11 protein-coding genes are annotated in these 10,698 nt (G+C 55.0%); 3 read left to right on the forward strand and 8 right to left on the reverse strand.

The window, feature by feature from the left end; genetic code table 11:
• Positions 1-50 precede the first annotated feature (50 nt).
• Positions 51-569, reverse strand: coding sequence for a DUF6241 domain-containing protein (locus tag ACFFIY_RS03665; protein WP_354197668.1), 519 nt, complete (start codon positions 567-569; stop codon positions 51-53).
• Between the two features lie 207 nt (positions 570-776).
• Here ACFFIY_RS03665 and ACFFIY_RS03670 point away from each other — a divergent pair, with 207 nt between their 5' ends.
• Together ACFFIY_RS03670 and ACFFIY_RS03675 are read left to right on the forward strand one after the other, a co-directional pair.
• On the forward strand, positions 777-2,837 hold the full coding sequence (locus tag ACFFIY_RS03670; protein ID WP_354197633.1) for a thioredoxin domain-containing protein: 2,061 nt from the start codon (positions 777-779) through the stop codon (positions 2,835-2,837).
• A 25-nt stretch (positions 2,838-2,862) separates the two neighbouring features.
• On the forward strand, positions 2,863-3,363 hold the full coding sequence (locus tag ACFFIY_RS03675) for a metallophosphoesterase family protein (RefSeq protein ID WP_354197631.1): 501 nt from the start codon (positions 2,863-2,865) through the stop codon (positions 3,361-3,363).
• 60 nt (positions 3,364-3,423) lie between these two features.
• Here the strand turns inward: ACFFIY_RS03675 and ACFFIY_RS03680 are convergent, their stop codons facing one another.
• Both ACFFIY_RS03680 and ACFFIY_RS03685 read right to left on the reverse strand, forming a co-directional pair.
• Positions 3,424-4,011: a histidine phosphatase family protein gene (locus tag ACFFIY_RS03680; RefSeq protein WP_354197629.1), complete on the reverse strand. Its 588-nt coding sequence runs from the start codon at positions 4,009-4,011 to the stop codon at positions 3,424-3,426.
• 107 nt (positions 4,012-4,118) lie between these two features.
• Positions 4,119-4,907 (reverse strand): endonuclease/exonuclease/phosphatase family protein, encoded by a 789-nt coding sequence (locus ACFFIY_RS03685; protein ID WP_354197627.1) that lies wholly within the window; start codon positions 4,905-4,907, stop codon positions 4,119-4,121.
• A 299-nt stretch (positions 4,908-5,206) separates the two neighbouring features.
• On the opposite strand from ACFFIY_RS03685, the gene ACFFIY_RS03690 reads away from it, so the two are divergent.
• Positions 5,207-5,509, forward strand: a complete 303-nt coding sequence (locus ACFFIY_RS03690) for a DUF5658 family protein (RefSeq protein ID WP_354197625.1) — start codon at positions 5,207-5,209, stop codon at positions 5,507-5,509.
• Position 5,510: 1 nt separating this feature from the next.
• On the opposite strand, the gene helD is transcribed toward ACFFIY_RS03690, so the two are convergent.
• From helD to ACFFIY_RS03715, 5 genes are all read right to left on the reverse strand, one after another.
• The gene (helD, locus tag ACFFIY_RS03695; protein ID WP_354197623.1) at positions 5,511-7,739 is read right to left on the reverse strand and encodes an RNA polymerase recycling motor HelD; all 2,229 of its coding nucleotides are present in this window, start codon (positions 7,737-7,739) and stop codon (positions 5,511-5,513) included.
• Positions 7,740-8,001: 262 nt separating this feature from the next.
• Positions 8,002-9,654, reverse strand: a complete 1,653-nt coding sequence (locus ACFFIY_RS03700; protein ID WP_354197621.1) for a b(o/a)3-type cytochrome-c oxidase subunit 1 — start codon at positions 9,652-9,654, stop codon at positions 8,002-8,004.
• Positions 9,651-10,124, reverse strand: coding sequence for a cytochrome c oxidase subunit II (locus ACFFIY_RS03705; protein WP_354197619.1), 474 nt, complete (start codon positions 10,122-10,124; stop codon positions 9,651-9,653). Before ACFFIY_RS03705 ends, ACFFIY_RS03700 begins: the two co-directional genes overlap by 4 nt.
• An 18-nt stretch (positions 10,125-10,142) precedes the next feature.
• Entirely contained in the window at positions 10,143-10,265 is a 123-nt protein-coding gene (locus ACFFIY_RS03710) for a cytochrome C oxidase subunit II (protein WP_354197617.1), read from the reverse strand.
• 36 nt (positions 10,266-10,301) lie between these two features.
• On the reverse strand, positions 10,302-10,698 hold a 397-nt coding region (locus ACFFIY_RS03715), incomplete at its 5' end, for a hypothetical protein (protein ID WP_376837183.1).

Genomic DNA, 10,698 nt, shown 5'->3' on the forward strand with positions numbered 1-10,698 from the left:
TGACGCAGCGTCAGGGTCAACAGTCAATCCACAACAAAACCGGGCCTCCTTCAGCCGCCCGGTTTGTCTTGGACGCCTCTGTAGACGTCCGCATATTTATCGTCAAACTGGTCCCGGATATATTTCAGTTCTTCATCCGTTGTGGACAGTCTCTTCGCTTTTCCGACCGTCCCTCTCTGCAGTTTCCATATTGCGTTGTGCGCTTTCACTGAATTCGTAAAGTCCCCGTCTTTCCATTTCCCCAAAATGTCGAGATAGAGATCGCCGTGCTCATAGTCACCGGACGAAACGGTGCCGATCATCTCATCAATCCGGTTTTGTGTGATCTGCAGAGCGCCCCATTTCTGCTTGGCCGCCACTTTCTGATGAGTCATCTGATGGATGTCCTGCATGAGCCGATCTTCAGACGGAGGCCGACTGTACAGGGGCGGATCTTTATCGCCCGCCGGCACGGGCAAGTCGGACGCTTCCTCCGGCCCGTTGCCATCAGAAGACAGGAAGTAGAAATATCCCCCCACAAAGGCGGCAATCAACAAAACCGGGAAACCGATCAGCCACCGCTTTCTCATCTTCTGCAATCCCCCACATCCTTTTTGATATTCTTTTTTTATCTCCCGCTTCCCCTCAAGCCGGCTGCCGATGCTCCCACTCTCTACTAGTATTTGCCGTTTACATACCAATTCCTCCTTTGAAGTCAGATTTGCCTGCCGGCTTGTTCTTCTCCCGTTCGGGTACAATACAATTAACACGCAGACCAATCGAAAGGATGAGCCTCCATGCAAGAACGCTGCTCCACTGAATTTAACTGGCTGATCAAGTCAAAATCCCCCTATCTGCTCCAGCACGCGCGCAATCCGGTGAATTGGCTGGAATGGTCGCCGGAGGCTTTTGAGCGGGCGAAAACCGAAAACAAGCCGGTGTTCGTTTCAATCGGCTACAGCACATGCCATTGGTGTCATGTCATGGAAGATGAGTCCTTCGAAGATCCGGAAGTGGCCGCACTGCTGAACGAATCTTTCATACCGGTGAAGGTGGACCGTGAAGAGCGGCCGGATATCGACGCGATTTACATGGATGCCTGCATGAAGCTGAAGGGACAGGGCGGATGGCCGCTGAATGCCTTCCTTACACCGGATCAAAAGCCGTTTTACATCGGTACGTACTTTCCGAAAGAAGGCAAGTACGGCCGTCCGGGCATGATGGATGTATTGCCCCAAATCCGGGAGATCTACCAGAATGAACCGGAGCGCGTGAAAGAGATCGGTGACCGGCTGACGGAAGCACTCGAAGTGAAATTCGAAAGTTCCGGTGACGGAGTTCCCGCAACGGTCCTTCATCAGGGATTCGGTCAGCTCGCCCGGCTGTTTGACGGCGTCCACGGCGGGTTTGGCGGCGCGCCAAAGTTCCCGTCCCCCCACCAGCTGCTGTACCTGCTGCGCTATTTTAATTGGCACGGAGAGCCGGCGGCGTTTGACATGGCCGACCGGACGCTCGATGCGATGGCGAGCGGTGGCGTCTACGATCAATTCGGTTCCGGCTTTGCTCGTTACTCGGTCGATGAATATTGGCTCGTTCCCCACTTTGAAAAGATGCTTTACGATCAGGCGATGCTCATGATGGCCTATACGGAGGCGTGGCAGCTTTCGGGCGATCCGAGATATGCAGGCATCGTTTCGGATCTGGCGGAATTCGTAAAGCGGGAGATGACCCATCCCGAAGGCGGTTTTTATTCCGCAATCGACGCGGACTCCGAGGGGGCGGAAGGCACTTATTACCTGTGGACCGATGAAGAGGTCCACGCGGTGCTGGAGGAGCGCGAGGCGGAGATCGTCTGCGCGGTGTATGACATCATGCCCGGCGGGAACTTTGAAGGGAAAAGCATTCCGAATATGGTCGGTCTGAATCTGGATGATGTGACCGCGGAGTTCGGTCTGACCGAGGAGGAAGTCGAGAACATCCTGTCAGAGTCGCTGCCGAAGCTGTTGGAAGCGCGCGGGGAACGTGTTTATCCGCACCTTGACGATAAAATCCTCACTTCCTGGAACGGGCTCATGATTGCTGCGCTGGCCAAGGCCGGCGCAGCGTTCGGAGACGGGGATCTCATTGAAATGGCGGAGCGCGCCGAACTGTTCCTTGAAGAACATCTTTGGAACGGTCATCAGCTGTTTGCCCGCTGGCGGGACGGCGAGCCGAAGTTCCATGCTTATCTGGATGACTATGCCTATCTCATCTGGGGCCTGATCGAATTGCATCAGGCGACCGGCGGGGAAAAGTATATCGGGCAGGCCGTCCGGCTGGCAGAGCTGCTCGAGGAGCGCTTTGCAGATGGCGCGGGAGGCTTTTACTTCACCGACAAGGAAGGCGAAAAGCTGCTTGTCCGGGAAAAGGACGTGCTGGACGGCGCCCTGCCGTCCGGAAACGGCGTGGCGGCCGTGCAACTGTGGCGGCTCGGCAAACTGACCGCCGACGAACGTTGGTCCAGGCGGTCCGAGTCCATCATCAATGAATTCTCCGGCGAAGCGACACAGTATCCGAACGGCACGTTGACACTCCTGACGGCCCGGATGGCCTTTGAGTCGGACGGCCGGGAAATCGTCGTTTCCGGAAGCAGCGGGCCGGACCGTGGGGAACTGCTCGCTTCGCTGCGCTCGGAATTCTTGCCGTTCGATGTCTGGGCAGAATCGTCCGAAGAAGGAAGCGGCTTGCTGGACGCCTTAACGGTCGGCAAGGCAGACCGGTCCTCTCCCCTGTCGGTGTTTATTTGCGAAAACCAGGTGTGCCATTCGCCAGTGAAGGGACTTGGACAAGCCGAAGAAGCACTCGGTCTAAAAGAATGAATCTGAAGCCGGAAGGAGGAGTTCCATGAAAGTCATTCTCCTCGGGGATACCCATATGCCGCGGATGGCGAAGCAGTTGCCTCCGCGTCTAACAGAAGAGCTAAGAGACGCAGACCGTATTTTGCATACCGGCGACTGGCAGACCGCTGATGTCGCGGAAGAACTGCAGAACTACGCACCCGTTGAAGGCGTTGCGGGCAATGTGGATCCGCCCGAACTGCTGGAGCGGTTCGGAAAAAAGAAAACCATTACGATTGACGGCATCCGGATCGGGCTTGTCCACGGAGACGGAAAAGGCAAAAACACCCCGCAGCGCGCGTTGGATGCGTTCAGGCCGGATCTGCCAAATTTCATCGTCTTTGGGCATTCGCATATCCCGCTGATCGAGGAGCGGAACGGGGTCCTCCTGTTCAACCCCGGCTCCCCGACGGACAAACGCCGCCAGCCCCGGTTTTCTTTCGGGGTGCTGGAAACCGCAGATGCGGATCCAATACCGAGGCACATCTTTTTTGACAGCGAGGCATAGAAAGACCGGCCGGAACAAATGGCTTCCGGCCGGTCTATTCGTATGTTGCACTGCACCCCGTCAACCACCGGGCGTCAGATGCCGGGTACAATTATAGAGCGTGCACAGATTGCACTCTTCCTGCAGTTCCACTTCGGTGACGGACGTATTGAGCAGCCGTTCCGTGTATTTCCGTCCAGGCGTGAGGGCGGACAGCATCCGGGCAATGAAGCCGCCGTGTGTGACGACGAGCACCCGCTCTTCCGGCTGCTTCCGGATGTCATCGAGAAACGCCATGCCCCTTGAAATCATATCTTCATCCGTTTCCATGCCATATTCGGCCGACCGGGTTCTCCAGTCTGCGCCCCACATTTGAACCCGCTCATCCTCCGTCGTGCCTTCGACTTTTCCTCCGCTCACTTCCATCAACCGGTCATCAAATCGCAGGTCGATGTCCGGCATCGCCCCGTGGATGATTTCTGCAGTCCGGCGTGCCCGGAGCAGGGGGCTGGCGTAGATGATCTGCCAGTTCTCTCCCGCCAGCCGCTCTCCGACAAGATGCGCTTCTTGGATTCCTTCTTCATCCAGCGGAATGTCCACGGTGCCCTGCCATCGCCGCTCCTTGTTCCAGGCGGTCACGCCGTGTCTGACAAAACCGATTTTTTTCATTTGGGTTCCTCCAACCTTTCTATGTCTTTCAGGCTGTCCACTACTTCTCGTCCGGCGCCTGTTTCTCCTGCCTGTTAAAAAGTAAAAGGAGAGCGATCCGCTCCCCCTCATGCTTCGTTCAGTTCATTCGGCTTTGCAAAGCGGCCTTTTCCCCTTGCCCCTTTAAGAGACAAGTCCGCCACAATCGGCAGATGATCGGATATGGATGTATCGATTACATCTGCCCGTGTGACCGTCTGGGAAAGGTCCGCGAATATGTAATCGATTTTCGAGTGCGGCACGGTCCATTTGCCGCTGTTCTCCTCGTATGAACGGGAGGGGAATGTCGGCAGCTGGCCTGCGCCCGACTTGCGGAACACTTCATTGAATCGCTCGTCCATCGCTGCGATGCCCGGATGATCGGGGGCTGCGTTGAAGTCACCCGTGACGATCGTCGGGAACAGAGACCGGCCCGTGAGCTTCAGCAGTCGGCTGATTCCGGTGCGCAGTGCCCCGTCGCTGAGGCTCATATGCGTGTTGTAGAAGTTCAGATAAGTGCCGCCGAGATCAATGAAGGTCTCAAGGATGCCTCTCGGTTCCGGATCTTCTCCTTCCGGGAGCACATCAGCAAGCGGATGATTCACTGCATATTTGATCGGAAACCGGCTCAGGACGGCATTGCCGTATTCTCCGATCGGCATTCCGTCTTTCAGGGACGGTTCCACGACGTTGGCCCCAAACCCGTATTGCATGCCGAGCATTTCCGCCAGGCGCGCAGCCTGGTCTTCAAAAGCACTGCGTGCGGAAAAATGCCGGTCCACTTCCTGCAGTCCGATGATGTCTGCGCCGGATGCCCTGATCACCTCGGCCGTCCTGGAAAGCTCCACCCGTCCGTCCATGCCCATTCCGTGCGCCATGTTAAAGGACATCACCCGGACCGTATCCGATGCTCTGTTTTCTGTGCAGTGTTGCCGGAAAGAATTCCCGGCCGGATCGCCATTCATCTTGATCTCTCCTTTAGGGTGCCTGCGGCATTTTGTTGTTCCTCACCCTGACTATAGCCGTGCAACATTTAGAGAGTTTAAACCTGCCGTTAATGATTGTAAAGTTGACTGCCGGACTGTCATCAATTCGTCAACCTTCCCCATTATTCTGAACCGAATACCGCTCTCTTATGTGGCAATAATGACTGTATCTTCAATTAAAGGAGAAAAAAATGAAGAACACCGATTTGCTGCAACCTGCTTTGTTTTTGCTGCTTTTGTGTTTTGGAGATGCCTTTTTCACTTGGCTAGGCGTAAGCGGCGGCATGATCGAGGAGGCGAATCCGCTCATGGACCGCCTGCTCGGCACTTCGGTCCCTGCCTTTTTCTTCGTCAAACTTTCGCTGCCCGCGGTTTTGATCGCCTTGTCCGGCCGCCTTGACGGATCAGCCTTGTTCAGGATTTCGCTCGGCGCCGCGCTGGCTGTGTACGTGTCCGTCTTCCTATTACATGCTGCCTGGATCGCAATGATGTAATTCAATCCCCCAATAACCGTCCGAAATCACCGACCAGATGCAACTCATGCATCGGGCGGGTCATCGCCACGTATAGCAGTTTCCGGTCGATCTCCCGCTCTTCAAACGGGAACTCGAACGCTGCCACGATGACCGCATCGAACTCAAGGCCTTTCGCCAGATGTCCCGGAACAACGAGTAGACGGTCCTGCTCCGGCTCCGACTGCTCGTCCAGCAACCGGACTTCGGTGCTTTCAACCGCCAGCATCCGGTGCATCTTTTTGGCTTCTTTCGCCGTCTTTGTGATCAGCGCCACGGAGCGGAATCCGCGCTGCCGAATATCTTCCGCTATCCCGAGAATCTGCATCGGATCAAACGACGCTGCCGCATGAAGCACAGGCGGCCGTCCGTGGCGGACGACCGGCTCCACGAGCGGCAGGTCCGGATTCATCTTCCTTAACATCCGGTTTGCCGTTTCCATGATTTCGATTGTCGTCCGGTAACTTTTCTGGAGAGTGCGATAAGCCGCGCGGGGGAATAATCCGAGGACCGGTTCCCAGTTTGTCACCGAGCGGTAGGAATGAATGCCCTGCGCCAGGTCCCCGACAATTGTGAACATGTCCGTGCCAAGCCCTTCCTTGAGCGCGGCAAACTGGAATGCACTGTAGTCCTGCGCCTCGTCGATGAACACCGCCCGCATTTTCCAGCGCTCATCCACCCCGTTCAGTTTGGAATGGAGGTAGTAAAGCGCCGCCAGGTCCTCGACTTCCCACCGTTCTTTTTCATGAGCTTTCAGAAAACGCTGCCGCTCCGGATCCGTCCACTCCGCCGCGGTCCTTTCGAGTGTCGACGAGTCGGAAAGCCAGTGGCGATACAAGGTCTTTATATTATATTTCCTGAAGCGCTTCATATAAGTTGAAACCGTCTTCTTTCCTTCCGTGCGGATGGACGGCAGCCGTTCGTCCCGCTCATCAATGAGCCGGGTCGTCTTTTCTTTCCGGCGGGCATCATCCCGGATGCCGAACAGCGCCTTGTCCAAGGCCTCATTGTACCTCTTTTCGAGAGTGCCAAGGATCTCTTTTAGCTTTCTGTTCACCTCGGTCTTCAAGATCGCCCGGATCCGTTCCAGGCGTTTTTGAAGCGGCAGATAAGAAAATTCTTTGATGAACAGACGCTGGAGGCGCTCTTTCCGGATGATCCGGTACTTCTCGATGAACACATCCTCAAACAGTTCCGCCGTTTCCCGCTCGATGATTTTGACGTACCGGTCCATCTGATTCCGGTATTGGAGCGACCCTTTCATCTTTGCGATTCCGGTCGCAGATCCGCTTCCTTCCCGGCCTTCCGCAAGCATTGCCAGCTTTTCGTCCGGATTGGACAGCTTCAGTTTCAGCCCGGTCGCACCGAGCACATAATCGGTGAACGTCGTCTGTTTGATCTTGCCTACGCCGAGCTCGGGCAGCACATCCGCAATATAGCCGATGAACAGCCGGCTCGGTGCCAGGATCATGAGCTTATCCGACGGGAAATCCGCTCCGAGCGTATAAAGAAAATACGAAATCCGGTGAAGGGCGATCGTCGTCTTGCCGCTCCCGGCAGCCCCCTGGACGATGATCGGTCGCTTGAGGTTGGCCCGGATGATGTCATTTTGCTCTTTCTGGATCGTCGAAACGATTTCCGTCAGCCGGACATCCGCTTTTCCGGCAAGCGCCTCCTGAAGAAGTTCGTCGTTTGTCGTCAGGTCGACATCCCGGATGCCCAGGAGCTCCCCCTCTTCAATCTTATACTGCCGCTTGGCGTATAAATGACCGGCATTTTCCTCGCCGTTCACATCGTATGTGACTTCTCCGAGCCGTCCGTCGTAATACACATTCGCAACCGGCGAACGCCAATCGACGATGATGGGCTCCTGGGTTTCCCGGTGAAACAGCGAAGTCTTGCCGATATAAAGAAGTTCCGCCGGCTCCTCCCCTTTTTTAAAATGAATCCGTGCAAAGTATGGACTTTGCCGGATCGCCTCCAGACCCTCCCGCTGCGTGGCGGCCATTTCAAAAAACCGCGCATTCGTCAGAACGTTGATGTAGCTCTGGCTTGAGTCGAGGTGTTCCGCATTCCCGATCGCCTGGCGGATGTTCTCCCTCGAAATCTCTTCTTCGCGCTGCGTTTCGCCGAGCAGCTTCTCCATGTACTCTTTCGTATAAGCCAGCCGCTCCGACTCCATCCCGTAATCCGGGTGATCTTCTGCCGACATTTAAGCTCCCCCTTTGCCCTGCCGAAAAAGCGTCAAAACAGAATAAGGATTTTACCATTGGCAAGGAAAGATTTCAACTGATCAGAAAAACGCGACAGCAAAAAGAGCCAACCACCGGAAACACCCGTGTTGGCTCTCATTCAGACAGCCTTGGCCATCCGGCTTTATTTTTTCTCAGATCCGACTTCCATCGCGATCACCATAACAATGATCATGACGATCATGAATGCCACGAGCATCAGAAGCATATGCGCTCATCTCCTTACCAGTTGATAAAGCCTTTGGACCCCGGAGGTGCGTCCTGTATCAGGTGGGTGATCGGGATTGCATAGGCAATGATGATCAGCGCAAGCGCGATGCCGATCCAGATCCACCAGTTTTCCAGCCACTTCGGTGTGGCCGAGGAATCGCTTTCCGCAATCGGGAATTCGGCATACAGATCATTTTCCAGAGAACGCGGTTCCACGAACCAGAGCCGCAGCACGATGACGATCAGGAGCATCGCCGAGAAAAACAAGATCGTTCCGCCGATTGCGATCGTCGCCGTGTTGGAGAAGAATCCGTCAAACCATCCGAGAACGGTTGGGTTGTCATTGTAGTGCGAGTACTGGGTTCTGCGCGGCGCACCGAGCAATCCGAGCACGTGCTGTGCGGACGACATGAGGATCATGCCGATTGACCAGGAAGCAATCTGGACATAAGCCAATTTTTTGGTCGTTTTGCCGAGCGTGCGGCCCGTCAGATACGGGATGAGCCAGAACGAAATCCCCATGAATGTCATCGCGACCGGCGTGCCGACCGTGATGTGGAAGTGTCCGACGACCCAGAGCGTATTGTGGATGAACTCGTTCAGCTGGAAGCTGGCGTTGATGATGCCGCCGGCTCCGCCCGGAATGAAGAACGCCATCGCGATGAAAATCGAGGTGAACCGGATATCGCTCCATGGCAGTTTGCCGATCCATCCGAAGAGTCCTTTGGCACCTTTTTGCCGCCCGGAAGTTTCAAAGACGGCAAACAGCGAGAACGCCGTCATGAGCGTCGGGATGACGACCATGAATGTGAGCGTGACCTGGAGGAACTTCCAGAAGTCAGACACACCCGGCTCGCCCAGCTGGTGGTGGAAGCCGACAGGGATCGAGAACAAGATGAACAGCAGGAATGACAGCCTGGCGAGCGAGTCACTGAAGACCTTCGTGCCGACAAGCTTCGGAATGACGAGATACCAGGCCATATAGGCAGGCAGCAGCCAGAAATAAACGAGCGGGTGACCGAAATACCAGAACAGCGAACGGCTCAGCTCGACGTTGATCGTATCGACGAATCCGAATGCCCAAGGAATGTACTGGAACAAGACGGCGGCGACAACGCCGAGGCAGCTGATGATCCAGAGCGCGAATGTCGCCATCGTCATGTACGCGAACAGCGGGCTCAGCACGCCCGGATTTTTCCGGCGCCATTGCATGTAGTGGCCGATGAGCGCAAAACTCATGATCCAGGTGCCGATGATGAGAAGCGCGAGATCAACGTAGAACCAGCCGCTTGCCTTCAGCGGCGCATAAAACGTATACAGGACGCTGGCACGGCCGGAAATGATTTCAATTGTCGCTCCGACCGTTCCGATCAAGGTTACAAAAAATCCGATCCAGGACCACAGGCGCACTTTCGGCCCGAAGGTCCCGAGTGATTTGCTCATGCCCGTAATCAGGAACCCATAGATGAAGAACGTGGTGTAAACAAGGGCGAGCAGCACGCCGTGCGCCGTCAGGACCTGGTAATAATCGAGCCAGGCCGGCAATTCCAGCCGGTCGTTCCGCATGAACACCTGGATGAGTCCGCAAAATGTGCCGATCAGGAAGGCAGTGTATGCCACGGCGATATTGCTTAAAGCGAGTTTTCGTTCAGAGTTTCCAATCATTCCTCAACCACCTCGATTTCCGTGTACATGAAATGGTGACCGGTTCCGCAATATTCATTGCAGAGAGTCAGATAAGTGCCCGGCTTTTCAAACGTGTAGCTTTTATGGCTGATCCGCCCCGGGACGACCATCATGTTCACTTTCGTGTTGGGAATCGTGAAGCTGTGGACAACGTCTTTGCTCGTGACGGTGAAGATGATTTCCTTGCCGGCAGGAACCTGGATTTCCGACGGCTCATATCCGTAGGTCATCGCCTTTATGACGACTTCATAGGTGTTGTCGTTGATCTTCCGGACACCCGGTTTATCAAACGGAGCCGTGGTGTCCACTTTTTCCGGGTCAATTATGTCCAGACCGCCGGCGGGAGTCTGGCCCTGTGCAAATGCCGTGACGCCGACAATTCCGAGGAAAACTAAAAGTGTAATGATGCCGAATGCCAGCCAGATTTTTTCAAATTTGTGGAGATGCATAGAGGTTCTCCTCCTTCCTTATAGCTTGACGTACATGCCGTAAATGATGGCCCACATCGCAATGATGATGAACCCGACGATGAACACGCTGATCAATGTCCCTCTCAAATCCGCGTCATGCGGGTTTTTATTTTTCTTCATCGTCAACCCTCCGTCCTGTTTTTCTATAGTTCTATCTTAAATTTGCCTATACCCTGACACTGTGATTTTTATCACACCTTTTTCAAAGAAATCAGTTTTTCTGTTGAAAAATAGACAAAAAATAAACCCGCCGGTTTTGTCGGGGGTTGAAAAGTCAATGGCAGAAGAAGAGACGCCGAATGTCGGGATTGCGGCGCCGATTGTCGGGATAGGCACCATGAATGTCGGGATACACGCTGTGAATGTCGGGATAGAAACCGTGGCGGGGCGAATCTCGGGATTGCGGCGCCGAATGTCGGGATAGGAACCGTGAATGTCGGGATACACGCTGTGAATGTCGGGATAGGAACCGTGGCGGGGCGAATGTCGGGATTGCGGCGCCGAATGTCGGGATAGGAACCGTGAATGTCGGGATACACGCTGTGAATGTCGG

The organism is Bhargavaea ullalensis, assembly GCF_042432615.1.
In the GTDB taxonomy this organism is placed as follows: Bacteria; Bacillota; Bacilli; order Bacillales_A; family Planococcaceae; genus Bhargavaea; species Bhargavaea ullalensis.